The 26563-nt window shown below is 45.1% G+C and carries 21 protein-coding genes; 4 read left to right on the top strand and 17 right to left on the bottom strand.

Annotation, left to right across the window (positions count from 1 at the left end; translation table 11 throughout):
- The 16 genes from A2517_RS08330 to A2517_RS08255 all read right to left on the bottom strand — a co-directional run.
- Positions 1 to 935, bottom strand: a 935-nt coding sequence (locus tag A2517_RS08330) for a methyl-accepting chemotaxis protein (protein ID WP_294895999.1), incomplete at its 3' end; no start/stop codon positions are given.
- Positions 904 to 1389, bottom strand: a complete 486-nt coding sequence (locus tag A2517_RS08325; RefSeq protein WP_294895997.1) for a PAS domain-containing protein — start codon at positions 1387 to 1389, stop codon at positions 904 to 906. The genes A2517_RS08330 and A2517_RS08325, both read right to left, overlap by 32 nt.
- A gap of 190 nt (positions 1390 to 1579) precedes the next feature.
- Positions 1580 to 1825, bottom strand: coding sequence for a hypothetical protein (locus A2517_RS08320; RefSeq protein ID WP_294895995.1), 246 nt, complete (start codon positions 1823 to 1825; stop codon positions 1580 to 1582).
- 45 nt (positions 1826 to 1870) lie between these two features.
- Positions 1871 to 2347 carry a chemotaxis protein CheD gene (locus A2517_RS08315; protein ID WP_294895993.1) on the bottom strand — a complete coding sequence of 159 codons (477 nt, stop codon included), beginning with the start codon at positions 2345 to 2347 and terminating at the stop codon, positions 1871 to 1873.
- Positions 2348 to 3163, bottom strand: a complete 816-nt coding sequence (locus A2517_RS08310) for a sensor histidine kinase KdpD (protein WP_294895991.1) — start codon at positions 3161 to 3163, stop codon at positions 2348 to 2350. It abuts the gene before it with no gap.
- A 26-nt stretch (positions 3164 to 3189) separates the two neighbouring features.
- Positions 3190 to 4374: an OprD family outer membrane porin gene (locus A2517_RS08305; protein WP_294895989.1), complete on the bottom strand. Its 1185-nt coding sequence runs from the start codon at positions 4372 to 4374 to the stop codon at positions 3190 to 3192.
- A 3-nt stretch (positions 4375 to 4377) separates the two neighbouring features.
- Entirely contained in the window at positions 4378 to 5757 is a 1380-nt protein-coding gene (locus tag A2517_RS08300; RefSeq protein WP_294895987.1) for a PAS domain-containing protein, read from the bottom strand.
- Between the two features lie 9 nt (positions 5758 to 5766).
- Positions 5767 to 6591, bottom strand: a complete 825-nt coding sequence (locus A2517_RS08295) for a protein-glutamate O-methyltransferase CheR (protein ID WP_294895985.1) — start codon at positions 6589 to 6591, stop codon at positions 5767 to 5769.
- Positions 6578 to 8692 (bottom strand): chemotaxis protein CheA, encoded by a 2115-nt coding sequence (locus A2517_RS08290; RefSeq protein ID WP_294895983.1) that lies wholly within the window; start codon positions 8690 to 8692, stop codon positions 6578 to 6580. The genes A2517_RS08295 and A2517_RS08290 overlap by 14 nt, the downstream gene beginning before the upstream one ends.
- Positions 8685 to 8948: a hypothetical protein gene (locus A2517_RS08285; protein WP_294895981.1), complete on the bottom strand. Its 264-nt coding sequence runs from the start codon at positions 8946 to 8948 to the stop codon at positions 8685 to 8687. Before A2517_RS08285 ends, A2517_RS08290 begins: the two co-directional genes overlap by 8 nt.
- A gap of 1 nt (position 8949) precedes the next feature.
- Positions 8950 to 10590 carry a methyl-accepting chemotaxis protein gene (locus A2517_RS08280; protein ID WP_294895979.1) on the bottom strand — a complete coding sequence of 547 codons (1641 nt, stop codon included), beginning with the start codon at positions 10588 to 10590 and terminating at the stop codon, positions 8950 to 8952.
- 1 nt (position 10591) lies between these two features.
- Complete coding sequence (locus tag A2517_RS08275; protein WP_294895977.1) at positions 10592 to 11083, bottom strand: chemotaxis protein CheW; 492 nt, start codon at positions 11081 to 11083, stop codon at positions 10592 to 10594.
- Between the two features lie 2 nt (positions 11084 to 11085).
- A complete protein-coding gene (locus A2517_RS08270) occupies positions 11086 to 11472 on the bottom strand; it encodes a response regulator (protein WP_294895975.1) in 387 nt (128 codons plus the stop codon).
- A gap of 34 nt (positions 11473 to 11506) precedes the next feature.
- The gene (locus A2517_RS08265) at positions 11507 to 12928 is read right to left on the bottom strand and encodes a response regulator (RefSeq protein ID WP_294895973.1); all 1422 of its coding nucleotides are present in this window, start codon (positions 12926 to 12928) and stop codon (positions 11507 to 11509) included.
- Positions 12929 to 12959: 31 nt separating this feature from the next.
- Positions 12960 to 14336, bottom strand: a complete 1377-nt coding sequence (locus tag A2517_RS08260) for an OprD family outer membrane porin (RefSeq protein WP_294895970.1) — start codon at positions 14334 to 14336, stop codon at positions 12960 to 12962.
- A gap of 205 nt (positions 14337 to 14541) precedes the next feature.
- Complete coding sequence (locus A2517_RS08255) at positions 14542 to 15354, bottom strand: AraC family transcriptional regulator (RefSeq protein ID WP_294895968.1); 813 nt, start codon at positions 15352 to 15354, stop codon at positions 14542 to 14544.
- Positions 15355 to 15606: 252 nt separating this feature from the next.
- Here A2517_RS08255 and A2517_RS08250 point away from each other — a divergent pair, with 252 nt between their 5' ends.
- On the top strand, positions 15607 to 16305 hold the full coding sequence (locus tag A2517_RS08250) for a response regulator transcription factor (protein WP_294895966.1): 699 nt from the start codon (positions 15607 to 15609) through the stop codon (positions 16303 to 16305).
- Between the two features lie 3 nt (positions 16306 to 16308).
- Positions 16309 to 20325 (top strand): PAS domain S-box protein, encoded by a 4017-nt coding sequence (locus tag A2517_RS08245; protein ID WP_294895964.1) that lies wholly within the window; start codon positions 16309 to 16311, stop codon positions 20323 to 20325.
- On the opposite strand, the gene A2517_RS08240 is transcribed toward A2517_RS08245, so the two are convergent.
- On the bottom strand, positions 20318 to 20521 hold the full coding sequence (locus A2517_RS08240; RefSeq protein WP_294895962.1) for a hypothetical protein: 204 nt from the start codon (positions 20519 to 20521) through the stop codon (positions 20318 to 20320). The two genes, A2517_RS08245 and A2517_RS08240, sit on opposite strands and share 8 nt — an antisense overlap.
- 195 nt (positions 20522 to 20716) lie before the next feature.
- Between A2517_RS08240 and A2517_RS08235 the strand changes: the two genes are divergently transcribed.
- Both A2517_RS08235 and A2517_RS08230 read left to right on the top strand, forming a co-directional pair.
- Entirely contained in the window at positions 20717 to 22780 is a 2064-nt protein-coding gene (locus A2517_RS08235; protein WP_294895960.1) for a bifunctional diguanylate cyclase/phosphodiesterase, read from the top strand.
- Positions 22781 to 22798: 18 nt separating this feature from the next.
- Positions 22799 to 26446 (top strand): PAS domain S-box protein, encoded by a 3648-nt coding sequence (locus tag A2517_RS08230; RefSeq protein ID WP_294895958.1) that lies wholly within the window; start codon positions 22799 to 22801, stop codon positions 26444 to 26446.
- The last annotated feature ends 117 nt before the right edge of the window (positions 26447 to 26563 follow it).

The raw sequence follows: 26563 nt of genomic DNA, 5'->3' as shown, positions 1-26563 counted from the left end.
TTTTGGATAAAAAACGAATCTTTGGATGTTTTATTGGCATCTTGGTTGAATAGGGTCAATGTCTGAGAAAAATTTTCTACTTGTTTTACCGCATGATCCGATATTTCTGACATATTTTTTGCATGGGTCGTAATATCATCGGTATCTTCATTCAGCGAATGGATCGTGATCGTGATCTCATGGGTCGCTTTTTGGGTACGTTCGGCCAGTTTACGTACTTCGTCGGCGACGACGGCAAATCCGCGTCCGTGTTCCCCGGCACGTGCCGCCTCGATAGCGGCATTGAGGGCGAGAAGGTTGGTCTGATCGGCGATATCTTTGATCAAATCGGCGATGGCGGATATCTCTTTGGTTTTAGAGCTGAGTGCTTCGATACCGTTGTAGGTTTCCGATACGGTTTGCGAAAGAGTATAAAAATCTTCCAGCAATACTCCCGCCGATTCCCGACTCTCATGCGCCTGATGCGCCGTCATTTTGGCGCGTTCCGTAATATCTTCCATAATCTTGTTGCTTTTGATAATATCGGATTGGATCGTGATCAATCCTCCGTTTGTCCCCCCTCCTATTTTTTGGAAGTTTTCGCTGTAGTGGCGGCGGGTAAACATAAGCTGTTGCGCTCGTATCCCATCACACGATTTATTGATCGGTTTGATCGATTGGGCGAAGAGCCCTTTAAACCCTTCTGGGTGCATACTGTGATCTTGATCCCCTTTTTCCGCTAACTGCATCGAGAGGATGCTCTCACGCATATAGGCCTCTACTTGATCGAGGAGGTTATTAAAACTCCACGCCAGCGGAGCATAGGGTGAGTCATTCGCGATGGAGACAATACGCTCTTCCAGCATCCCCTGCGAAGCTCCGGCTAGTACATGTTCGATTTTTTCCAGTAACGGGTCTTTTCGTTTACTTTTGAAGATTGAAAACAAATTGATCATAGGTCACCCCTTTTTCAGTGAGAATAGTGTTCAAGCGTGTTTGCGATGCCGACACACCGTTTTGTCGCTCAATTTGGAGCAGTTCGCGATACAGCGGCTCGATGAGGGCTATCGCGTTTGGTGCAGGTCGGCGGCGAACCGAGTAATAGCCGATTTTATTTCCGCGCGAGTCGAAGGATGGGGTAACGTAGGCAAAGACCCAGTAATAATCTCCGTTTTTGGTTTTATTTTTAACGTAGGCATAGATCCCCTCAGGTTCCGCTATCCGCTCCCATAACAGTTTAAACACCGCTTTGGGCATATCCTCATGTCGGAGAATGTTGTGCGGTTTGTTCAACAGCTCCTCTTCCACATACCCTGACATTTCTATGAACGTCTCATTACCGTAGGTAATGTTTCCTTTCAAATCGGTTTTAGAGACGATAAACTCGCCGCTCTTCATCTGTAGTTCCATGTTTTCTACCTCCTTCGGTCATATAAATCTAAGCCATAGCAATTTCATATTGTTTAATTGTGTTTTCTATCATTTATCTGGCGATTAATGGGCTTTGTTATTAGATAAAATAATTTTGCAGCTGAAATCGTAGCGTGTTGATGCGGCTATAACGGTCACATAAAAACTAAAATATATGACCAGAATATGACTATATTTCAGGGAAGTTGTACTTTTTGATCTTATGAGGATTAGTACAATGTCTTTTGAGCTCTTCGACCGAGCATCGCGCGTCGAGCAATTTATCGAGCATCTCAATAAAGGCTTCGTTATTTTTATTCAAGGCACTATAATCGAAATAAGGGTGTGCCGCGATATGCTCTTCTATTTCGTGCAACAGGGCTTTGATCTCCTCATTAATTGTTTTAAAATTAGCGATCGAATTGACGTTTTCCATGGGTGCTCCTATAGTAAAATTTAATTGATACTCGATGCAAAACGTTCATGTGATATTTTGGTAGGAAGCGTATTTGAGCAAAATTTTTCCCTGTTTCAAATCAAACTGTATTTTTCGGCCGTTCTGTCCGCCGATATCCTCTGCAACGATTTCGATAGAGTACTCCTGTAAAATTTTTCGCGCAACCATAATATTTTTTTCTCCGATCATCATTGTGTTGCTCACATCTGTCGTATTCATCATAGCACCGCCAAAAATTTTGGCTTTCATTCTATTGGGATGTGCCCCTTTGGCAATCATTGTTTCGATCAATTTCGGAATGGCGATATTGCCGAATTTTGGTGTTTGAAGTCCGTTTCCGTTCCAAAAGGGGAGAAGGTAATGGTTCATACCTCCGATACCGAGTGTCGTGTCGTACAAACACACCGACACACAAGAGCCTAGAACCGTCGAAATTGCTTTTGGGGCGATATCGATATGGATCTGACCGACGTGAATAAAGGTGGAGTTCGTGAGGATCATTTAGAGCTCGATAGCATCATCAAATGATTCGAATAAAAACTCGTTTGAATCGTAGAGATCAGATTCAGAAGTGCTTTTCAAAAGAGGTAGGGTTACGGTAAAGGTGACCATTCGGTTTGCGGCAACGTAGTCGATAGACCCCTCCATACATTCACACAGCTCACGTACAATACTCAGCCCGATTCCCAACCCGTGTTCCCCCGCAGGACCGTTGGCGAAGCGGGTGAAAATTTCGGGTTTGAATTCTACTTTTGGCGGATACCCTTGATTGTTGATCGCTATCGTGAAGTTGGAAGAGGATTCCGAGATCGCAATATCGACGATACCGTTGATAAAGCCGTAGGTGCATCCGTTGGCAATGATGTTTTTGAGGATAAGATGGAGTTTATGGGGATCAGAGACGACGGAGTGCTCCAGCGTGTTGTGAATACTGATAATAATGTTTTTGCTGTGAATGAGATAGTGGAGCTCCTTGACTACGTCATGCACGATACTCTCTACATTCACGCAGACATGGCTCACCTCGAGTTCTCCGCTCTCCACGGCGGCGGCCGCTACGAGATTTTGGATACGGAAATTGAGCAACAGTGCTTCTTGGTGGGCGAGGGAGAAGATATCGTTTTCCTCCGGACGGTCGGGTTTTAAATGGGGGATTAACCCCAACAATGCCGTCATGGGGTTATTGAGCTCATTCGCGACGAGCGACAGAAAGCGTGATTTTGCTTTTTCGCTTTCGATCAGCTGCTTATTCAATTCCAGAATTTTATGACTTAAAAAGATAATCTCTTTGTTTTCAATATTGCAGTTATATTGCATTCTTTTTCCCCTACTTACCCGTATTCTTAGAAGCTATAGTTGAGTCGTGTGAGAAAGCGGCTGTACCCCGCATCCGCTCCCTCGTTTGCATTGTCATAGCAATCCGTGACTCGGGCATACGAAGCTTCAACATTGAACGCATCGCTTAGGGTATAGGCCAAGATTACATCCCACTCTTTGATTTTAGTGGCGAGAGGGGCGCTTTTGAAGAGGCCGTAGAGTGCGGTGAGGCTCATCCCCTCCAATCCAGTGAAGCCCATATCGATTTCGGTGCTGAACTGATACGCTTTGGCATCTTCCATCCCATCAATCGTCCACTCTTCCATTGACGTGAGATACGGCCCTCCACCATATCCGTTTACGACTGCTTTTCCAGCATCATTCGAGGCACGGTTATAGGCCGCACCGAGTGTGATGGCTCCGACATTGAGAGAAAGACCTAACCCGTAGACATGACCCTCTACCGCAGATGAGACTTCTTCGTTAAAATCTGCGTATTGAGCCGTGATTTCTACCCCTGATGTCTCGCTAAACGCCATGGTGTAGGTCGCATCGCCGTAAAAGACGTCAGCAACACGATCGATGCCGTAGTACCATCCCTGTGCGGAGAGGTTTTCGATATTCTCACTCATGATTGCGGCAACAGCCGCTCCTCGGCTCTCTACTCCGCCGAGCTTTTTAAAAGTCGATTTGTCCTCTCCCGAATCCACTCCCGCCCAGCGCGTCACATAACCGCCGAGCAACGTTGTCCCCTCCATAGGGGTATAGGTAGCGATTGCCGCTTCAAAGGTGTTCGGATTCATCCGAATATCGTCGGCATCGGCCAGCGGAGTATCGAGGAGTTGACGACCGACTCGGAGGGTGAAATCTCCCGCGCTGTAATCGAGATAGGCTTCTCCTACATAGGCGTATGATTTTTTGTTTTCGTCGAAAAAATCACCGTTGGCTGTGGTGTTCTCACCGGTTGCAAATCCGATTTTTTGGCTAACGTATGCTCCGACTCCGAGTTTGACGTCGTTCCATGGAGCCGTTTCGAATTTCAGTTCTCCGCCGATGGCTGTTGCGTAGTCATTTCCCCCCGCGTCATAGTTGTTGTTGATGTATGCCGTGCGGATATGTCCGCGTGATTTACCCTGGCTAAAAGCCTCGTTGATTCCCGAAGCGTTTAATGCCGCTGCGGCTACGAAAGAGAGTAGTATTGTTTTTGTCATGTTTTATCCTTTTAACTTTTTGATTATTTCAATCTCATCTTGTAAACTGTTCAGTACATGGGTTATGCTCACAGATTGATCCCGCAGAAGGGTGTTTTCCCTGTCAAAATTTCTACCGAGTTTCTGCATCGCTTCGAGTTCTAACGATGTTTTTTGGATCAGTGTTTTGAGTTGAGAGAAGATCCCCTCGAAACTCACCGTCTCGTTTTGAGAGCTTGCCGCCTCGATGATCCCGTACACTTGAATGTATCCCAGATACATTATCTGCTGTTCGAGCTGATCGAGATTTTTAAGAATTTCTTGAATCTGTCGCTCTAACGTGAGCTGAAGTTCATCGGTTTTTTGTGCATACTGAGCGACGAGAGTGATGAGTGTGTCCATGTTCTCTTCGATCTCGTGGTGTTCGACCTTGCAGTTCTCACATAACAGTTCTGAAATAAAATAGGTGAGCATCTCGCTTTGGAGCCGTATACCGGAGACAGAAAAGACGAGGGCATTCAGCGATTCTGAAAGTTCTTGAACTAAACAGTCGATTTTAGCGATCAGTTCATCGTTCTCTTTTGCGTTGGTACGGACATCACGGGCCAAAATACCAAACGTCTCCCCTCCGTTTTCGACCTTGTACGACGATACCGAGGCATTGAGGGAGAGGAAAACGACCTCACGGGCAACTTGCCGTAAAATCAGACTTTTCTCTTTGAAGAGTGATTCCACTTGTATAAACATATCGATTTTTTCAAACCATCCGTCGTATTTCTCCATCAGCTCTTTCGTGTATCCGTGTACCGTTTGTAAGTGTTGATAAAGAGGTAAAGCCGAACGCTCTGCAGATGAGCGTGATGGCTCAAACGAGACCACATTTTTACGTCCCTTAAGCTCTTCTAACAGTGCATCGGACATAAATTGGTCGTAGTTCTGGTATCCTATGCTGTTTAACACTTCAGGGATCAACGCCTCGCTCGCTTCCATCCCCCCACGACGCTCAGTATCAAGAATAACGGGATAGAGTTCCTGTGCATACGCAAAAAATCGGGAGGTCGGTTTGATCCGAATGGATACAAGACGATCTTTCATTGGAAAAAGAGCTGCAAAGACCCAGTAATACTCTCCGTTTTTCGTCCGATTTTTGACATACCCCGCGATCGGTTTGAACTCGTGTATAGAATCCCAAATAATTTTAAAGAGTACACGAGGCATATCGGGATGACGAACGACGTTGTGGTAGCGTCCGATCACCTCTTCTTTGGTATAGCCGCTGATACGGATAAAGACTTCGTTCCCCGAGAGGATCGTGCTGTCATGGGTGGTGATGGAGAAAAAAAGTTCATTAATGTCAAATTTGGCTTCTCGATCATGTGAGTTACCGTGAGTGGTGTGTTCCACTAGTTTTCCTTATAGTCGTTGGTAAATGGACGAGCCGAGCAGTTTTAGGCTCTCTCGGTGCGTCGTTAGAGATTCGGAACTTCCTAAAAATAGGGGGGAGCCTTTGGGCAATACGGTAGTAAAGCGTCGGATCACTTCATGGCGGGTCGGATCATCGAAATAGATCATCACGTTGCGGCAAAAAACCATATCAAATTCATTTTTGAAAATGAACGGATCGGTCACCAGATTGTAGAGGCGAAACATCACCTTCTGGCGCAAATGGGGAGCTATTTGATAGCTGATTCCATTTTCGGTTCGTATTTTGTCAAAAGCGCGATGGACAATCTCTTTTGGGAGTGCCTCGACACTTTTTGCCTCATACTCTCCTTTAATCGCTTTTGTGAGGACTTTATGGGAGATATCGGTTGCAAGGATTTTGATGTCCCAGCTCTCGAAGTCGCTCAAATGGTGCTGTAAAAACATCAGTATCGTGTAGGGCTCTTCTCCGCTGGAACATCCCGCCGACCAGATACGGATTTTTTTATTCCGTTTAGAAGCGATAAGCTGCGGGAGATACCCCTCAAGCCATTTCCACTGCGCCCCCTCCCGAAAAAAGGAGGTGACGTTGGTCGAGATGGCGCTGACAAACAGCGAGAGTTCATCGCCAGACATATCGTTGACAAGATAATCGTAATACTCTCTGAATGAGCCGAGATTTAGCTGGTGTAGCCGTTTGTTGAGTCTCCCTTTGACCAACGTCGTTTTCTGCTTGGAGAGGGATATCCCCACACGTTCGTAGATATAGGCTCTGAAGAGATCGAACTCTTCAGGACTCAGTTCAATTTCCGCCATGGGCCGCCTCGATTAGAGGTCGTAGTTCATCGACGTTGAGGATGAGGGCAATATCGCCGCTTCCGAGTATCGCACCTCCGGTTATCTCACGCAGTTTTGCGAGCGATTTCCCCAGTGGTTTGATAACGACCTGCTGGCGACCGACCAGTTCGTCTACCATAATGGCGATCCGACCCGCTTCGGTTTCGACACAGACGAGTATCCCCTCCCACGGCTCAATCCGCTCCGTATTCAAATCGAACACATCGCTGAGACGAATCACGGGGATATGCTGTCCGCGCATAGTAACAAACTCCCCTTGACCTTTGACGACATGGACGATCTCACGATCCGGTCGGAATGATTCGACGACGCTAAGGGTAGGGATGATGTAAATCTCTCCTGCCGTTTGTACGAGCATACCGTCAATAATCGCCAAAGTGAGAGGGAGAACCATCGAAAAGGTCGTCCCCTCTCCCTCTTTGGACTCGATTTCGATCTTCCCGCGCAGTTTTTCAATGGAGGTTTTCACAACATCCAATCCGACGCCGCGACCTGAGAGGTCACTGATCGATTCGGCAGTTGAGAACCCCGGCTGCATGATGAGGCCGAAGATTTGGCTATCACTCAGATTTTCATCCCCCGTGATGATCCCCCGCTGAACCGCTTTACGGAATACTTTCTCTTTGTTGATACCGCGACCGTCATCGCTGACGCTGATAACGATACTGCCGCTTTTGTGATAGGCGCGGATCGTGATGTTCCCCTCGACTTTTTTGCCGACACTTAGCCGTTCGGCACCGTCGCTCTCTAATCCGTGGTCGATGGCGTTACGGATGATATGAATCATCGGGTCAGAGAGGTTGTCGATCATTGTTTTGTCGATCTCCGTCTCTTCTCCCAAAATGTGGAGGTTAAGCGCTTTCCCCGTTTTTTTCGAGGTGTCGCGCACCACCCGTTTCATTTTGTCAAACGTGTCGCGGATCGCGACCATCCGCAGACTCATAACACGGTCTTGAATCCGTTTCGTGATCTTCGAGAGGGTCTCGATCGTTCGGCTGATCGACTCGTCTTCGATGACGCGAATCTTTTCGTTTTGGGCGATAAAGTTCTGGGCGATAACCAGCTCTCCGACCGAATCAAACAGTTCGTCGAGTTTAAACGTATCGATACGGATCGTCGATTTTGCCGCACTAGCAGAGGTCGCGAGTGCGGGAGCATTTTTTGAAACTGTCTTAGAAGTTTCCTGAACCGCTTCCGCTTTTGTGGCGGCGGCTAGCACTTCAACAGCATGCTCTTCTTTAATCTCCATAGACTCTATGAGACTTACACGATACTCATGATCGAACAGGTACTCGAAATTCTCACGTACCTCGTCGAGGGAAAGTGGGCTTAGGAGTACTACACCGACGTGTTTAAGTGCATTGTCATCGCAGCTAAACCCATCGAGCGGCGGAATGCTCTGTGTATCGAAAAAACTCTCCAACGATACTGCTTTCTCTCCCAGTAGTTTTAAAAAGAGAAGATGGTCAAACCCCCGTTTGTAGCAGTCGCTATCGAGTGTTAAATCGATTCGGTAGAGGTTTAACCCCTCAGCGCGAGTGAGCTGCTGTTTTTGAATCGACTCGGAGATTAAATCTTCCAAGGATTCGGAAGGGCTGAGGGAAAACTCTGCCGCCAAATCGTTCAATACGAGGGGAGCTTCTTCGATCTCCATTTGGGCTGAACTTGGTTTTTTTGACGCCATTAACGCTTTGATCTTTGCGAGACAATCGGGATAGGCCTCCGGTAAGTCACTTAGCTGATCCAGTTCGCATGTCATCACCTCTTGGATCACGTCGACGCTGTTGACGAAAAGTTCCAACTGGCACTCTTCGATCTCTTCGTGCGTGCTTCGGTAGTGATCGAGGACATCTTCGAAATGGTGAACAAACTCACCCAATCGGGTGAATCCGAACGCGTTGGCATTCCCTTTTAGGGTGTGTACCCCTCGGAAAATTTCGTTGAGAAGATCAAAATCGGTAGAGTTCTCTTCAAAACGGAGAATATTGATATCGAGTTTTTCGATAATTTCCCCCGCCTCTTCGATAAAAATAGCTTTGACTTGTTCTTGTTTAGTCATGATACATCCAATGCAGTGTTCCATACGTACTTGAAGCCGTCATTCCCCGCTCTAAAAACGGGATTTTCAAGACGCTTCGTGTCCGTTTTAAACTTACCAACAGCGCCATGAGAGCACTGCATTGCAGCAACGACCCCTCTTCGACCTCTATGGTTTCCAGATACTCTAGACGGGGACGAACAAACTGCTCGAACTCCCGTATCTCCTCCATACTCATATTTAGTCCAATGGTGAGGACATCACCGTCGAACTCCATCTTAGAACTCTTTCAAATCATCCTCAGAGAGAGGAAAAATATTCTCGGTTTTTTTGGCCGGAAGAACTTTGCGTGTCGGTGCCGAAGTACGGTTAGGAACCTGAGCCTTTACATCCAAATGGTGTAACTGCATTTTTTTAGGAGTGGCGGATTGGGCGTTGTTTTCCATTCCGACCATCGCCGCAAGGAGTCGAACGGTCTCCATCATTGAGGTTGCTTGTGCGTTTAGCTCTTCAGCGGCAGCGGCAGCTTCTTCGGAGTTTGCCGCTACTTGTTGGGTTACTTGGTCAACTTGACCCATTGCTTGATTGATTTGGCTCATCCCTTCGGATTGCTCTTTACCCGCAGTAGCGATTTCACCGATCAAATCGGATACTTTTTTAGACTGCTCAACGATATCTTGGAACGCCGTGTGGGTTGCATGCGCAATCTCGTTCCCCTCTTTGATCTGTCCTACTACCTCTTCGATAATATCCGAAGTCTCTTTTGCCGCTGACGCTGCACGTTGAGCCAAGTTACGGACTTCGTCCGCAACCACGGCAAATCCTAGACCGTGTTCACCCGCACGCGCTGCTTCAACCGCTGCATTGAGTGCGAGGAGATTGGTTTGGAACGCGATTTGATCGATGGTTTTGATAATACCGCTGATTTTTGCCGCTGATTCGGTGATCGCATGCATGGAGTGGGAGAGCTGCTCCCCTTTCTCATATCCCGCTTTCGCCGAATCGTTCGAGTTTTTCGCCAAGATATCGGCTTGACGTGCGTTGTCAACGTTTTGGGTGTTGATCGCAGTGGACTCTTCGAGAGTTGCGCTTACTTCCTCAACACTTGATGCCTGCTCAGACGCCCCTTGTGCCAAAGAGGATGATGATGCCGCAACTTGATCGGATGCCGAGGTGATCTGCATAGCACCATCACGAATCGTTGTAACACTCTCGGTAATCGCGCGGGTGATCGAGCGGATAATCATCCATGCCAGAACGATGGCAAATACGATCGAAAGGATGCCGATAAGCATAAACATCTGCTGGAAAGAAGTTACTTCCTTTTTAGACTCAGCGGTAGTATCCTCGATCTCTTTTCGATTGATGTCATAAGCATCTTGCAAACCTTCAGAAGCAGCTAGACGGGTTGTACGAATTGCATCAAGATGCTCTGTCATGTGTACAAAAAGTTCTTCAATACGTACGGGGTCATTTGTCTTAGCTAAAACACTTACTATCTCTTTATCAAATTGCTCACTTTGTTTTTGCCACATTTCCAACGAGGGTTTGATATTTTCCCATAGTTGAATCTCTTCGGGTGCTTTATCGAGTTTATCATAGTCTTTAAAACCGCTGTCAACGCGGTCAAACGCTTTTTGCATTTCGCTGGAAGCGTCTGCCATTTTTTCTTGCATTTTAGGATCGCCTTGAAGACCGCGTACCCGATACATCTGAATAGCTGCCAACTGTGTCCCGTTGCGAATTCGTCCGATACTTAGAACCGAAGGGACAAGCTCTTCCCCGAGCTTATTCGAATCGCCTTCCCAGCCATTGGTCGCTTGAAATCCAACGAATCCGAGGACAATCATCGCGATGACCATGATCCCCGTCAGCAACATTAACTTTGTTTGTAACACCATATCCTCTAACCACTTCATCTTATTCTCCCTCATTTGTTTGTTGCATTTGTTCTAAACTCATCAGTTCATCCGCTTCGAAAAGCTTCAAAACATCTAAAATCATCACGACGTTCTCTTCGATCTGTGCCATCGAGCAGATAAAGTCGGTATCGACACCGCTGCCGAACTTCGGTGCCGCACCCAGATGCGAACTATCGATACTCGCCACCTCTTCGACACGATCGACGATAAATCCGACGTTCACTTTGTCCACTTCGACGATGATGATCGCCGTGTGCATAGTCTCCTCTTGAGGCTCCATACCGAAACGGGTTCGTGTATCGACGACGGGGATGATCGAGCCGCGCAGGTTGATCACCCCTTTCATATACTCAGGGGTTTTCGGGACGTAGGTCACCTTCATGAGGGCGATGATCTCTTTGATCCGATCGATCCCTATCCCGTATTGCTCTTCACCCAAAAAGAACGTCAGATACCGCTCTCGTCGTGTTTGGGTCGTGTTTTCTTCCATTTTTAGACTCCCAGTACCATTTTTAGTGATTTGACCAGTTTTTCATCGTTGAACGGTTTAACCATCCACCCTGTTACCCCGATCTCTTTACCCTTCATCTTCAACTCCTCCGAACTCTCGGTGGTGAGGATGATGATCGGTTTCGTTTTAAACCGCTCGTCGCTTTTGATGGAGCGGGCTAAGTCCAGACCGTTCATCTCCGGCATATTGACGTCGCTGATCAAAAGATCGAAATTCTCCGCACCGCTTTGCAGATTTCCTAAAAGCTCGGCGGGGTTGAGATACGATTTAAACTCGATCACACCGCTGCCGATCAACGCTTCTAACGCCAACTCCGCCGTCGCGATAACCGCTCTGGAATCATCGACGATGATCACTCTTTTTGCCATTTACTTTCCTCCTTGATTGTGTATTTACTGATTTTTAAAAAAATTCCATTCCGTCATCGTCATCATCGTTGGATGCAACCTCCTTGTTTCCGATAATCTGCTCGATCTGCATACAGGAGCTGAAAAACGAACTGTCGAGATAGTGGATATCGGCCGTATCCTGCAAGCCGAAGATATGATCTCTCCATGAGGTGAGATCGCTCCCCAAATGCTCGGTGAGCATCACGAGTGTTTTAAGTTTTTTAGGATCAGTGATAATCGCATCGGCGTGTTCTTTTAAAAAGCTCCCCAGAGAGGAGAGGGCATATGCCAATGCGGTAAATTCGAAGAGGTTGTTGATCGCTCTAACATAGACACCTAAAACATTGTCGGTGAATTGTCGGATATTTTCTAGTGTAGGCTCCGTTTCGAGGGCTTGGAGTTTCTCGATCCACTCCTCATCCAGACTCTCCAAATCACGGATTTCATCGAGGACGTCTCCGCCGATATCCTGAACATACTCGATGGCGGAGGTCTTTCTTACAAAGCTTTGACGGAGCATCTCTTTTTCGTTGGTTTCGAGAACTTTGACCTCTTTAGCGATAGCAGGCTTAGCTTGTTCAATGATCGGTTCGACTTTAGCCTCTTGAATGACAACAGGTTTTGGTTTATCCGCCTCTTTTGCAGTGATATCCGGTTTTTCATACGAATGCATAGTGAGGCGAATATAAGCGCACTCCTCTCCTAGGATAGCATTTTCTCCCAGCTCATGGAACAGTGCCTCTGTTTTGGGATGGAGATCGATCATGTTTTTGAATTTTAGTGTCACAAAAAGCTCTTCGTAATTCTCTTCGACGATGATATTCATCGAACCGCTTTGACGAATTCCTTGACGCATGAGTTCATAAAAAAGCTCTAGAGCAATATCCATCCGTCTGCATGGCACATTCAACGTCTCATCATGACGGATTAAAATCCAGTTTCCGAAATCCATGATCGATTCCGCATCGCTGATTTCAAAAATGGTTTTAAAGCGGCGAATATCGCGACTGAAAAGGTTTACGGCCTCTTTTGTCGATAATTTATTAAATTCGCCCTCTCTGGAGTGGAGTAATGCCGCAAAACTTTGGAGTTTAAAGCGGATTAGATTTTTATCGACCGGTTTATGGATATAGGCTGCTACACCGATGGAGGCCATGTTCTTTTCCATATTCGGGTCTATGACGGCGGTGAGTGCGACAATGATCGTTTGGGGATAACGCTCTTTGATAATTTTGGAGGCTTGAAATCCGTCCATGCGGGGCATCATCACATCCATAAGGATGATATGGGGATGCCATTGCTCAGCTATCTCGACCGCTTCGATCCCATCAGAGGCCTCTTCGATCTCAAACCCCTCCATTTTTCGGCAAATGGCTTGCAAAAGCATCCTGTTATCTTCGACATCATCGACGATAAGAAGTCTTAAGTTATCCATTAACGTATCCCCGTTTTTTTATTTTCTCTGTTCAAAACAGATAATTCACTTCAGCACGAAGCTCTTGATTAGAGGTATCTTGGTTGTACGTAGCCGTCGTATCATTCTCTTGATCCATCAAGCGAAGTTTAAGCTCTGTCCCTTTCCAGTCGCCGGAGAGTTTAACCATAATGTCCAAATTCACTTGGTGAGTATCGCCATTTTGGTAGAGGCGATCGGTCATGCTTTGATACGGTTTTTTGCTCGGATCACGGTCGTAATAGGCGTAGCCCAGAATCGTACTTAGACCGGAAACCAATTCATTGAAATCGTAGTCCAATTGCCCTTTGTACGAGCGGGTATTGGCATTCCAGTCGGTTTGGGTCATACTGCGGGTGTACCCCTCAGTCGGAAAGCCGCGCCATGGAGCGATCAAATCGGCTCCGCTTGCGGTACGCGCAGTTGCAAGGGTCAATTTAGCCGCACCGTAACCCACTGACGTGCGGAGGGCGAACAATGAACTATCAACGCTGTTATCGCTGTCGCCGTTGTTGGTGTTCGGGAGGATAATATTTCCCGCTCCTTTGTCGTATTGTTTGATGTAACGCCCGCCGAGACCGAGAGTGACATCACCCACTTTAAGGGCGTAATTCGCTTCTAGTGTCGCTTGATTGACGAGATCCGCCCAGTGCATACCCCACGCTTGGAGTTCGAGATTCTCTATCGATTTGTTTTTTACCCCTGCAATCACCACATTGGGTGCATCGCCGTGTGTTCCACTGCCGTAATGGGTGGCATAATAGGCCGAAATTTTGGTCGGTGTATCTCCCGTATCGGCCATAGAACCGAAATAATCCATCCCGCGCTCTTTGATTTTATCGGCGTAATCGAGTTGAATCGTCGTGTTTGCGATATCGTTAGAGACGAGTTCATACCCCTCAATCGCGATAGGGATCATTTTGCTATCGTTCGGATTGATGTAGGGATTGCTCATCAACATCCGTCCTGCTTTTACCTTGGTTTTAGCAATATCGTATTGGAGATACGCTTGGGCTAACACCGCGTACCCTTTTCCGTAGGTATAGGTAGATCCCGGGCCGCGTGCGAAGAGATCTTTTGAGGTATTGGCGGTATCACCGTCGCTTTTTTCCGTCCATCCACCCGGATTTTGGGTCGTATAGAGTCCGGTTGCCGCACTAAAACCGCGCAAAGGGGCGGTTTTGTAGATCAAACTTCCCCCCACAGCCATACCGTGTGCATCGGGTCCGTTTTTACCCGTCGCACTGTTATCGTCCCAATCGGTACTGAAATAGTGAGCGCGGATACGTCCTTCGAGTTTCCCCTCTTTGAACGCTGTTGCGATATCGTCCGCCGCCTGAGCACATACAAATGTCCCCAGCAAAGCTGCCGTTAAGTGTGAAAATTTCATTTTGTCCTCTTCATTTACTTGATCATGCAAGCATTAGTATTTCTAAAAGTTATTTTTAGAACGGCATCATACATTTTTAACGGAGACATAACGGTCTCAAATAAAATGAAAAATATGACTGAAATGTGACTAATAGAAGGAGAACGGCAGAGAGAAAGAGGGTGCTTTAATGGGTGAATTTGAGAGATAAATTACAAGATAAGACTTAACTATTGCAATTGTATAAAAAACGGACGAGGTCGGGAGAGTGTTGTTTCATTCGGTGCATCTCTTGAAAATACTCTTTGAGCGAAATTCCGAAAAGACGTTTGAAATCATTAATAAAATGGGATTGATCATAGTAGCCGTTTTCTTGGGCAGTGAGGGAATCGTATTTATCATTACATATCGATTGTATCATCTTTTTTCGTCTGAACGTAATCATATAATTAGAGAGGTTCATCCCGATATATTTTTTAAAGTAGCGTAATACGGTACTTTCTGAAATACCGTATTTTTGCGCGATAACTTTGTTGACGTTAGAGGGGAGATCGGCAAAATTTTCATCAATGTAATGGACAATATCACGGGTGATTTCATAGGATTTTTCTTCAATATTTTTCTTCATCATCGTTTCAATCCATGCCATAGAGTGGTGCGGCTCCATCTCTTCGGATAAATCAATACTGATAGTCGATCCGGGAGTAATCCGATCAACCATAGAGGCTATAGGGATATCGGTCAGCTTGAACATACCGAAAGCATTGAGTCTGATAACCGTTAGTTTTTTGTAGTTATCTTTGAAAATAATATTGATTTTAGGGGGTTGGGTAAATTTACCGCAGACAATATTGCTGTTAAATTCAAAAACCTGATTATCGAGAAAAAAGGTGATGACCGCACAATCTTGATTGAGTATGATATGTTCATGTACCGAGGGGGTTCCTCTAAAATAAAAATTTTGCTCTATCGTATACATATCGGCGGGAACATAATAAATTGAATCGACAAAGGGGCTTTCATGCCAGATAATATTCATTTTAAATCATTCCTTTAATTGAGCCCAATAATAAAATACAAAGCGATAAATGTCTTGTAAAATTCCGTCAATTAAAAAAAAGATAAACATTATTTTTTAATCTTCTCTGTGAAAGATCAGATTACTCTATAATTAACATATATTACATTTATATTGGTGTCATTATGGTCTCATATTAAAAGATAAAAATGACCATACTCTGACTATTTTAATGCTATTATTTAACTAAAAGTATCACAAGAGGTTCTAGAGATGATTCGTAATATGTTACTGCTCAAAGAAAAAAGCGTCCTTTTCGCTGAGGATGATACGATTACGAGAACCCAAATGGGCGAAATACTGGAGATGCTTTTCGCCAAAGTTTATGTGGCGGAAGATGGAGAAGAGGCGTATCAGATTTATGAAGAAGAATTTCCCGATATTATCATCACCGACATCAAAATGCCCAAAAAAGATGGGCTGAACCTCATAAAACGGGTGCGTCAAAACAACTATAGTATCCCGATCGTTTTGATGACCAGTTTTGCCGAACAAGAGTTGCTGCTCGATGCTGCCAATCTCTCGATCGATGGTTATCTGGTCAAACCTGTGGAACTCGAAAAGCTCACCTTTACCGTTTGCAGAGCGATACAACGTACCCACAAAAACGAGGGTCTAATCATACTGGGTAAAAAACTTTTTTACAACTCGGCGACGAAAGAGCTTTATTTCAACGGCTCAGTTGTCTCATTGGGTATGAAAGAGCAGGAGCTGTTGCTGCTTTTGATCAACAACCGTCATAAAACTATTAGTAAAGACGAAATTGGGAAGGTTCTATGGCCTCTCGATCCGATCTGCGATTCGGCAATCAAAAACATCGTTTTACGACTGCGAAAAAAACTCGGATTGGACATCATCATCTCCGTCAGAGGGATCGGCTATCGTCTCGATACCCGCGATCTTCCGCGATAAGCTATGATCCTATCCCTCCTCTTAGCGGCTACCTCTGCATGGGCTATTTTCCTCTCTTACAAAGTAAGATCGTTGCAAAAAGAGCAGGAGCGCTTACGCCGCGAGAGCAAAGAGGATTCCAAAGTCCTTTTTTTAAATTCTCGCTACGCTTCGATGGGGGAGACGGTCGGTAATATCGCCCATCAGTGGAAACAGCCTCTCAATGCCATCGGAACGATCCAAAATTCTATCAAAGCCGCCCTCATTTTTCAAGGAGAAATTTCAAAAGAGAAGCTTTTGTATTCGGTCGAAACGAGTTTTAAACTCCTCCAGCATTTGGCCGAAACGATCGATACCTTTTACAGCTTTTTATCGCAGCAAAACAGTGAAAAAATGAGCTTTAGCGTCGCCGATGAGCTGGAAAAAGTCCGAAAAATCACTGAATACTCGTTTGAAAACAGCCATATTGCCCTCAACTATGAGTTGGAGATAAACCCGACAATCCAAGGAAATGCCAACGAGTTCACCCATGCGATGCTCAACCTGATCCTCAACGCTAAAGATGCGTTTGATACTTCTTCCGTTGAACTCCCTGCCATCACGGTGCGTGTCATCGGAGAAGAAAATAACTCTATTATTACCGTCTCGGACAATGCCGGGGGTATCCGTCTAAATCCTGTTGAGATGGTGTTCGATCTCCATACGACGACCAAAGAAGAGGGGTCGGGTCTGGGGCTTTTTATGACCAAAAATATCATTGAAAATCGCTTCGGAGGAAAGATTTCCGTCAAAAATATCAAAGGGGGAGCATGTTTTACCATCGAATTACCCTACAGCGAATACGGGGAAAATTACGCCGATATGATAATCCCCGATGAGAGATTTACTCTGGATCGGATCAATCAACTCTCCCGAAAAATCATCGAACTCGAAGAGGTTGAAAAAGCCCTCAAAAAATGGGCCGATATTTTTAAAAAAGCCCATTGGGGAATCGCCATGCACGTCGGGACAAGCAACCGTTTTGATTCAACCAATGATGCATTTAATTCTATGTACGGCTACACACCACAAGAATTGAGGGAGATTAGTGTCCCTGATCTGTTTCCCCCTGAGACACTCTCAGTTCTATCACGCGTGCAACAAAGAGCATTTGAAAACGGGTATGTAGCGTTTGAAACGATCAATAAACGGCGCGACGGCTCCACATTTCCCGTATCGGTCGAGCTTATTGTGGTCAAAGACGACGAGGGCGAAATTTTGTATCATATGGCCAACATTTGGGATATGAGCGCCCATAAAGAAGCGGAAGAGAAACTTTTTCTCAAACAATTCGCCCTCGATACGATCCACGAAGCGGTATATCTCATTGATGAAAACTCGATGTTTTATTATGTAAACGATGGAGCCTGCAAAGCTCTCGGTTACACTAAAGAAGAGCTTTTGAGTATGGGGGTTGTCGATATAGATCCGAACTGCTCTGTAGGCTGGTGGGGTATACATTGGGAAGATATTAAAAGACTCAAAACCGTTCTCGGACAAGCAAGCCATCGGAAAAAAGACGGGAGCGTGTTTCCTATAGAAGTGAGTTCCAACTACTTTGAGTACAACGGTGTAGGTTACAGTCTTGCGGTAGCCCGTGACATCACGGAGCGATTGCAACTCGAAACGCAAAAAGAGAATGAACGGATGCGTCTCTTCTTCGAGCGTCAACTTGTCGGTATGGCAATCACTTCTCCTGAAAAAGGGTGGATACATACCAACGAGAAACTCCGACAGATGCTCGGGTATACTCAGGAAGAACTAACCAAGTCTACATGGGTAGAGATGACCTATCCTGAAGATTTAGCTCCCGATCTCGAACAGTTTACCAAACTGATGAATGACGAGATTGAAGACTATATGCTCGAAAAACGGTTTATCCGAAAAAACGGTACGGTTCTCTATACGAATCTTGCGGTAAGCTGTGTCCGTAACGATGATCGATCCGTTAACTACGTCTTGGCACTTCTTGAAGATATCAGCGATCGAAAAGCAATGGAAGCATCTCAAAAAGAGGCAAATGATCGCTATATACAAATTCTCGACAACAGTATCGACGTCATCTATCTGATCGAAGTTACTATTGACGGACATTTTATTTATGTGGATGTCAATGCTGCCTATGAGGAAGTAACGGGAATACCTCGCGACGTTGTCATAGGTTTGGATGTCGAGGATATTGAGGATGAGACGTTCCGTACCATATTAATCGATAAATTCACCTCGTGCCTTAAGGCAGGGAAAAAAACCGATTATACTGCCGATTATCCTTTCCATGCCGGTATCAGGACCTTTCACTCCATTCTCTTACCGATATGGGATGATAGCGGACGGATCGTCCGTATCGTCGGATCAGCACGAGATATCACCGAACGTAAAGAGTTAGAAGCTCTTTTAGAAAAAGAGCGTAAATTTCTCATCGATGCACAGCGGGTTGCCCATACAGGAAGCTGGTATTTAGATATACAAAATAGTCTTCTTACGTGGTCTGATGAGACCTATCGAATATTTGAGCTGGATAAAGAGAGCATAGTTGATCTCCATAAAACCTTTTACGAACGTGTCCATCCTGAGGAAAGAGAGATGGTAGAAGCACCATATGTAGAATCCCTAAAGACAAAGCTTCCGTACGAGATAGAACACCGAATTATGATGGAGGACGGTCGAATCAAGTACGTCATCGAACGGTGTGAGCATGTGTACGACGATGAGGGGAAACCCCTCTATTCGATAGGGACGGTACAAGACATTACTGAGCGGAAAAAGGCGGAAGAACTTATTCAAACTTTGAATGCGACGCTTGAAAAACGGGTTATCGAACGAACGTTTCAACTCGAAGAGGCCGTTAGAAATCTGCATGATGAGATTACACAAAAAAATATGCTTCAGCAGGAGCAGCTGTTACTTGAAACGCGCCTCTCTAAACTCGCTGCAACGGTGCCGGGGGTCAACTATATTTTTGAGAGAACGGTTGAGGGGATCGTCCGTTTTACCTACCTCGCACCGACGTTCGAAGTGTTATTCGGGCTCTCTATAGAATCGGCAATGGATGATTTTAGCGTTGTTATGGAACAAATGCACCCTGATGATCGTGAAACGATACGTCAAAGTATCATTGCAACCGCTCGCGATTTTACCGATTGGCATGAAGAGTTTCGGATCCATCATCCGCAAAAAGGGCTCCGTTGGATCGAAGGGCAATCCTCACCCGTATTACAAGAAGATGGTGGAATCTTATGGTATGGATTCTTTTACAATATCACCGAACGTAAACAGACCGAAAAAGCGCTCAGAGAGAGCGAAGAGACCTTCCGTGCCATCGTCGAAAATTCCCCCGATGTTATCAGCCGCTATGACCTCCAAATGCGACGTACCTACATCAATCCATTGATGCAATGTTTACTCGACAAACCTCTGGATGAGGTTCTTGGAAAACCCCCGCGTGAATTTTCTCCGCTTTTGGATGTCGACGTTTTTGAACAGCTTTTCGATACCGTTGTACAGGGTAAGAGTGAACTTGAATACGAAGGAGTATTTATTGCACCGTGGGGTGAGAGACGTTTGGGAAATCAGCGTATTATTCCGGAATTCGATGAAGATCGGAATGTGATCAGTGTGATGGTAATCGGTCGGGATATGACGGAGCGGGTAGAAGCTGAAAAACGGCTCAAAATGATTGAGATGGCAGTTAACAGCTCTGCTGAAGCGGTTTATATCAACAATAAAGAGCTCTCCATCATCTATGTGAATGACGAAGCATGTCGAATGCTCGGATACACACGTGATGAGTTATTGAGTATGAAAATTTTAGAGATCGATGCGAAATATACCGTTCAAGAGATTGATGAGATTATAAAAACAAAAATCAGAGAAGGTAAAGTGATTTTTGAGACACAGCATCGTAAAAAAGACGGTTCTGTGATCGATGTCGAAGTCGCCGGCAGTTTTTTTATCCATGAAGAGGATACGATTTTGATCTCGCTCGTGAAAGAGATCAGCTGACTTTGGCGGCCTTTTCCTCTTCCTCCGTATAGTGTACCTCTGTTGCGAAAAGGTTTTTTATCTCCATATGGCATTTTTCCAATGATGTAGTATTCTGATGTTTGAGGGTAGTTTCACTTTTTTGTAAAACTTTGATTTGATGGAAGAGGAGATGAAAGGCGTAACAACTTTCTCCATTTTCATAATTTCTATTCATTTGATCTCCTCTCCGCACACATTATTTACTTACCTAACCATACCTCTTTTTCTAGCACAAAACGGTCTCAGATTTTGTGTGTTATCGTGACCGAAACGTGACCTCTGTGTTGCTATGATTATTAAATTGGATTAATAATGGATCGTCTTCGTATGATAAGTCGGACGCATACGTGAAAGCAAAGGGAGAGTGAGTGTGTCAACTATAGAACCTCATGCGGACAAGTTAAAGTATATCTTTGATAATGCGAAAGTGGGAATCGCGATATGCAACGCAGTGGATAATACGCTCGAACTCGTCAATCCTGCATTTGCACATATCCACGGTTATGAGCCGCATGAATTGATCGGTGCCTCTCCCGGTAATGTGTTCGCCCCAGAATGTATGCTCCGCCTCGAAGCACATGAAAGCACCCACTCCTGCGCAATTAGTGACATGGCTTTCGAAACGACCCACATTCGAAAAGACGGTTCGCTTGTCCCTGTTTCAGTCCATATCACGGTGATCAAAGACGAACACGGAACTATTACACAGCGCATGGCCAATATTCAAGATATTAGCGAACGGAAAAATAAGGAGGAACTTTTATACAAAAAAGAGCGGGAATTTCGTTCCCTTGCTGAGAACTCTCCTGACGTCATTATCCGTTACAATTGTGAGGGGCAGCGTATTTACGTCAATCCGATGGGAGAAAAATTGTTCGGTTGCTCTGCAGATGAAATTATAGGGAAAACACCCTTAGAGGGGTCTCCTATTCCTGCTGAAATGATGTTTATGGAGAAATTTCATACGGTTATCCAAACAGGAAAATCCATTGAAGTGGAAACTGCCTTTATGATACCTAACGGAGGAGAAGGGTGGGGGCACATGCGGATCGTTCCCGAGTTCGATATGAACGGAAAAATTGTCAGCGTGCTAACGATAGGACGCGACATCACTGAACGTAAAATTATTGAAAAAAAGATAGAACATATAGCGCACCACGATGCACTAACGGGTTTGCCGAACCGTATCCTCGTTAAAGAGCGAACCGAACAGATTATTGCCAACGCTAAGAGCACAGGGACAAAAGCGGCATTTTTATTTATCGATCTGGATGGATTTAAAGCTATTAATGACACGATGGGACATTCTGTGGGGGACGAGGTTTTAAAAATCGTTGCTTCGCGGTTGATGGAAACAATTCGTCCATACGATACGATCAGTCGTCAAGGTGGGGACGAGTTCCTTTTAATCTTCTCCGATGTTACGGATATAAACGATCTCCTCAGTGTTGTCGAGAAACTGCTCTTGCACATAGAAGATCCGTTTCCCATCACAGAGTATTCTCTTAGCCTTTCTGCTTCTATCGGAATCGCCCTCTATCCTGAGCACGGAGAGACGTTTGACTCACTACTCCAAAACGCCGATACCGCGATGTACAAAGCCAAAGAGTCGGGAAAAAACGGCTATTGCCTCTATACTGAACAAATGCACCATAATCTGCTAGGGGAATTTAAGCTCCAAAATGACTTAAAAAGTGCCATAAGCAACAACGAATTCGTAGTGCACTATCAGCCCCAAATCGATCTTGCTCTCAACCGTATTACGGGTGTGGAAGCATTGATTCGGTGGGAACATCCGCAGTATGGGACGATAATGCCGATGAATTTTATCCCTTTCGCAGAATCGAACGGTTTGATTGTTCAAATCGGTCAATGGGTACTTGAAGAGGCATGTACCCAAGCTGCTCTTTGGCACGCAAAGGGGATAGCCATCACTGTCGCCGTGAACATCTCTGCGGTGCAGTTTAAACGGGGAAATTTGGAAGCGGTAGTGAAGAAAGCACTGGATATTTCCGGAATCAATCCCCGCTTTTTAGAGCTGGAACTTACCGAATCAATTCTGATACACGATGCCGAAAATATTCTCAAAACGGTTCGTTCACTGAAAGAATTAGGGATACAACTCTCTATAGATGATTTCGGCACGGGATATTCGAGTTTGTCGTATCTTAAACGTTTCGCCGTCGATAAACTCAAAATTGACCAATCGTTCGTCCGTGATATTTTACGAGATCAAGAAGATGCCGCTATCGTAAGAACCATTATCCAAATAGCCAAGAGTCTCAACCTGAAAACGATTGCGGAAGGGGTAGAGGACGCATCGGTACTGAATGTTATAGGTGCTTATGGATGCGATGAAGTGCAAGGGTACCATTTTACCAAACCTCTCGAAGCATCTGCTTTTGAACTTTTTTATGCAAATTTTAGAAATTAAACGGATAAGAGAGTAGTCATGTCAACAATAGAACCGCATATCCATGAACACAAAAAATCAAATCAAATCAATGAGTTTTATACCCAGATATTTAACAACAGCATCGATGTTATTTATCTCATAGAAGTGACCCCTGATGGGCGTTTTATCCATCTGGACATCAACCCTGCCTATGTCGAAGTATCCGGCATGGCGAGAGAAGAGATTGTAGGGCGTTATGTCGATGAGTTCGAAAATGAACCCTTCCGTACCATTCTCCTCGATAAATACACCTCCTGCCTTAATGGTGGAGAGAAAACCGACTATATCGGTGAATACGATTTCCCATTAGGGCGTAAATTTTTTCATTCCACTCTCTCCCCGATACATGACGAGAACGGACGAATCCATCAAATTGTCGGAATAGCCAGAGATATTACCGAACGCAAAGAGATAGAAAAACAGTTATTAGAACAGAATCGCTTCCTTGAATCGCTATTGAACGCCATTCCGGTGCCGATCTTCTTGAAGGACAAAGAGACCCGATATAAAGGATTTAATAAAGCCTTCGAAGAGTTTTACGGCAAAAAGAAAGAGGAACTGATAGGAAAAGGGGTATATGATCTCTTTCCTCATGAGCAGGCACAGGTGTTTTTTAACGCAGACGCAGATTTATTTCGCAATGGCGGCACCCAAATATACGAAGCCCAGCTTCAGGATGTACGGGGCGAAGACCATACGGTGATGTTTCACAAAGCAATCTATTTTGACGAAGCCGGAGAAGCGATGGGTCAAATCGGCACTATTTTGGATATCACCGAACGAAAGAATCAAGAAGAGCGGATACGTAAGAGCAGCGCGAAGCTCTCCGCACTTATTGCCACTATTCCCGATTTACTGTGGGTAAAAGATACAGAGGGGAAATATCTGACGTGTAATAGCCATTTTGAGCGGTTTTTCGGAGCGCCTATGAGTGAAATTATCGGTAAAACAGACTACGATTTTATTACGAAAGAAGAAGCCGATCTGTGTATCCAAACGGACAAGTTAGCGATTGAAGCCGGAACTATTTGTATTACCCAAGAGACGATTACGTACCAAGAAGACGGAACAACCGGAGTTTTAGAAATACGAAAGCTCCCCGTCTACAGTGATACAGAGTTCATGGGTGTACTGGGGATCGGACGGGATATCACGGAAAGACTACGGGGTGAAGAGCGTCTGCGTCAAAGTGAAGAGGCGTATCGCACGTTAGCGGAAAACTATCCCGACGTAATCATCCGTTATGACCGTGAATGCCGACGCACCTATGTTAATCCGGCGCTACTAAAAATCTCAGGATACAGCGAAAAGGAGCTTTTAGGAAAGCAACCGTATGAATATGCATCGCTGATTGCACCGCACTATTTTATGGCGGAACTACAAAAGGTGATAGATACCGAAGTTTCCTCTGAACACGAAGTAGCGGTCTACCGTCCAAATGGAGAAATTGGGTGGTATATGGCATCCTTTGTCCCCGAATTTGACGGGGAGAGTGTCTGCGGTGTCTTATGTGTTGCTCACGACATTACCGATGCCAAGCGGTATGAACTGATGCTGCAAAAAAGTGCCGATTTGGAAAAAACACTTTCTCGTATGGTTGCCAATCTCCCCGGTTTTGTTTATACCTCGTATATGACTCGTGAGGGGACTTCGGGCTTTCGTTATGCCAGTTCGGGAATCACGACTCTTTTCGGACTTCTCCCTGAAAATGTAACCGAGGATCTTTCCGTATTTTATGCGGTGATACACGAGGATGATGTCGCTCTGCTAAAAAAAGCTATTGAATTTTCAGCTTTCAAAATGTCCCCTTTGGAAATAGTATTTCGGGTTAAACAACATCGTCATGAAAAACGTTGGGTCGAAGCACGAGCTTTTCCCCAAATAGAGACCGACGGAAGCGGCACGATCTTATGGCATGGTGTAATGCTGGATGTTACCGATCGGATGCAGCTTGAAGCAAAGTTGCACAAAAAAGAAGCGAGACTGAACGAGGCGCAGCAAATCGCCAAATTAGGAAGCTGGGAATTAAGATTTTCGGATCAGACACTGATATGGTCAGATGAAATCTACCGTATTTTCGAAGTAACCCCTTCCGAGCAGCCTCCGAGCTATGATCAATTCATCAATGCCGTCCATCCCGAAGATCGGGAAGTTGTCGATACCGCATTCCTACAATCGCTTGCCGATAAAACTCCGTATGAGATTATTCACCGCCTTAGAATGAGAGATGGACGGATTAAATATGTCCATGAAAAAGGGAAAACCTATTACGATTCACAAGGTGATCCGCTCCGTACCATCGGAACGGTACAAGACATTACCAAACAAAAAAGTATTGAAAAGAAAATAGAGTTTATGGCGCATCATGATGCCCTTACGGGTCTGCCGAATCGTATCCTAGCACAGGAGCGAACCGAGAAGGTCATGGCCAATGCCAAGGAAGCAGGAAATAAAGCGGCACTTTTATTTATCGATTTGGACGGATTTAAAACGATCAACGACTCTTTAGGTCATTCAGTAGGAGACACGATATTAAAAAACGTTACTGCACGCCTGATCAACTGTATCCGAAAAAGTGACACGCTCAGCCGTCAAGGAGGGGATGAATTTCTCCTTGTATTATCGGACATCGACACGCTTGAGGATATTAGGACTCTTGCCGATAAACTTTTAAAAGAGATGGAAAAACCGTTTATGATCGGCAATCAATCCTTGTCTCTTTCAGGATCTATCGGAATTGCGATCTATCCTGAACACGGAGAAACGTTTGAAACACTGCTTCAATGTTCCGATACGGCGATGTACCGTGCTAAAGAGACGGGGAAAAACAGCTATTGTTTCTATACTCAGCAGATGAATCATAATTTGATCGGATTGTTTAAAATGCAAAACGACCTTCGACGCGCATTAGAGAACAATGAGTTTGTACTCCATTATCAGCCCCAAATCGATCTTTCCACCAACCGTATTACAGGAGCTGAAGCACTGATTCGATGGGAACATCCGGATTTGGGGATGATCCCTCCGATGAATTTTATACCAATCGCGGAAAGCAGCGGATTGATCGTCTCTATCGGCCAATGGGTCATTGAAGAAGCGTGCAGACAAACGGCTCTTTGGCACGCAAAGGGGATAGCCATCACTGTCGCCGTCAATATATCGTCTATGCAGTTTAAAAGGGGTAATTTGGAGAGTGTTGTCGAAAATGCGTTGAGCGAATCCAAAATCGATCCCCATTCTCTAGAGCTTGAACTCACTGAGTCGATCATAATGCACGATACCGAGAATACACTCCAATCGGTTCGTAATCTAAAAGCTCTGGGGGTACAGCTCTCCATCGATGATTTCGGTACGGGGTATTCGTCTCTGGCGTATCTCAAACGCTTTGCCGTCGATAAACTCAAAATCGACCAATCGTTCGTTAGGGATATTTTACAAGACCAAGAAGATGCGATTATCGTCCGTACTATTGTTCAAATGGCGAAAAGTCTCAACCTCAAAACCATTGCCGAAGGGGTAGAAAATAAAGAGGTACTTGCGCTCATAGAGGGGTATGGATGTGATGAAGTTCAAGGATACTATTTTGCTAAACCGATGAGGGCGGTAGAGTTTGAAACGTATTTCAACGGCAGATTAGAGGAGTAAAAAAGAAAAAATAAGAGTTCTTTCCCAAAAAAGGGAAATTTGAGAGGATTATACCGCTCCGAAAGAGAGTTTTCCGCCGCGTTGGAACGATTTGATCTCTTCATACGTTTTTTCGCT

Origin of the sequence: Sulfuricurvum sp. RIFOXYD12_FULL_44_77 (assembly GCF_001830725.1) — a bacterium.
Lineage (GTDB): Bacteria > Campylobacterota > Campylobacteria > Campylobacterales > Sulfurimonadaceae > Sulfuricurvum > Sulfuricurvum kujiense_A.
The sequence above is the reverse complement of the archived record's forward strand: the minus strand, read 5'-3'. Positions and strand labels throughout refer to the sequence as shown.

Coding starts and splice junctions, on each gene's coding strand:
- A2517_RS08325 (WP_294895997.1), bottom strand. CDS start 1,389: ATGGAACTACAGATGAAGAGCGGCGAGTTTATCGTCTCTAAAACCGAT.
- A2517_RS08250 (WP_294895966.1), top strand. CDS start 15,607: ATGATTCGTAATATGTTACTGCTCAAAGAAAAAAGCGTCCTTTTCGCT.
- A2517_RS08310 (WP_294895991.1), bottom strand. CDS start 3,163: ATGCAATATAACTGCAATATTGAAAACAAAGAGATTATCTTTTTAAGT.
- A2517_RS08230 (WP_294895958.1), top strand. CDS start 22,799: ATGTCAACAATAGAACCGCATATCCATGAACACAAAAAATCAAATCAA.
- A2517_RS08280 (WP_294895979.1), bottom strand. CDS start 10,590: ATGAAGTGGTTAGAGGATATGGTGTTACAAACAAAGTTAATGTTGCTG.
- A2517_RS08240 (WP_294895962.1), bottom strand. CDS start 20,521: ATGAATAGAAATTATGAAAATGGAGAAAGTTGTTACGCCTTTCATCTC.
- A2517_RS08285 (WP_294895981.1), bottom strand. CDS start 8,948: ATGGAGTTCGACGGTGATGTCCTCACCATTGGACTAAATATGAGTATG.
- A2517_RS08270 (WP_294895975.1), bottom strand. CDS start 11,472: ATGGCAAAAAGAGTGATCATCGTCGATGATTCCAGAGCGGTTATCGCG.
- A2517_RS08265 (WP_294895973.1), bottom strand. CDS start 12,928: ATGGATAACTTAAGACTTCTTATCGTCGATGATGTCGAAGATAACAGG.
- A2517_RS08295 (WP_294895985.1), bottom strand. CDS start 6,591: ATGGCGGAAATTGAACTGAGTCCTGAAGAGTTCGATCTCTTCAGAGCC.
- A2517_RS08320 (WP_294895995.1), bottom strand. CDS start 1,825: ATGGAAAACGTCAATTCGATCGCTAATTTTAAAACAATTAATGAGGAG.
- A2517_RS08275 (WP_294895977.1), bottom strand. CDS start 11,083: ATGGAAGAAAACACGACCCAAACACGACGAGAGCGGTATCTGACGTTC.
- A2517_RS08255 (WP_294895968.1), bottom strand. CDS start 15,354: ATGAATATTATCTGGCATGAAAGCCCCTTTGTCGATTCAATTTATTAT.
- A2517_RS08305 (WP_294895989.1), bottom strand. CDS start 4,374: ATGACAAAAACAATACTACTCTCTTTCGTAGCCGCAGCGGCATTAAAC.
- A2517_RS08315 (WP_294895993.1), bottom strand. CDS start 2,347: ATGATCCTCACGAACTCCACCTTTATTCACGTCGGTCAGATCCATATC.
- A2517_RS08260 (WP_294895970.1), bottom strand. CDS start 14,336: ATGAAATTTTCACACTTAACGGCAGCTTTGCTGGGGACATTTGTATGT.
- A2517_RS08245 (WP_294895964.1), top strand. CDS start 16,309: ATGATCCTATCCCTCCTCTTAGCGGCTACCTCTGCATGGGCTATTTTC.
- A2517_RS08290 (WP_294895983.1), bottom strand. CDS start 8,692: ATGACTAAACAAGAACAAGTCAAAGCTATTTTTATCGAAGAGGCGGGG.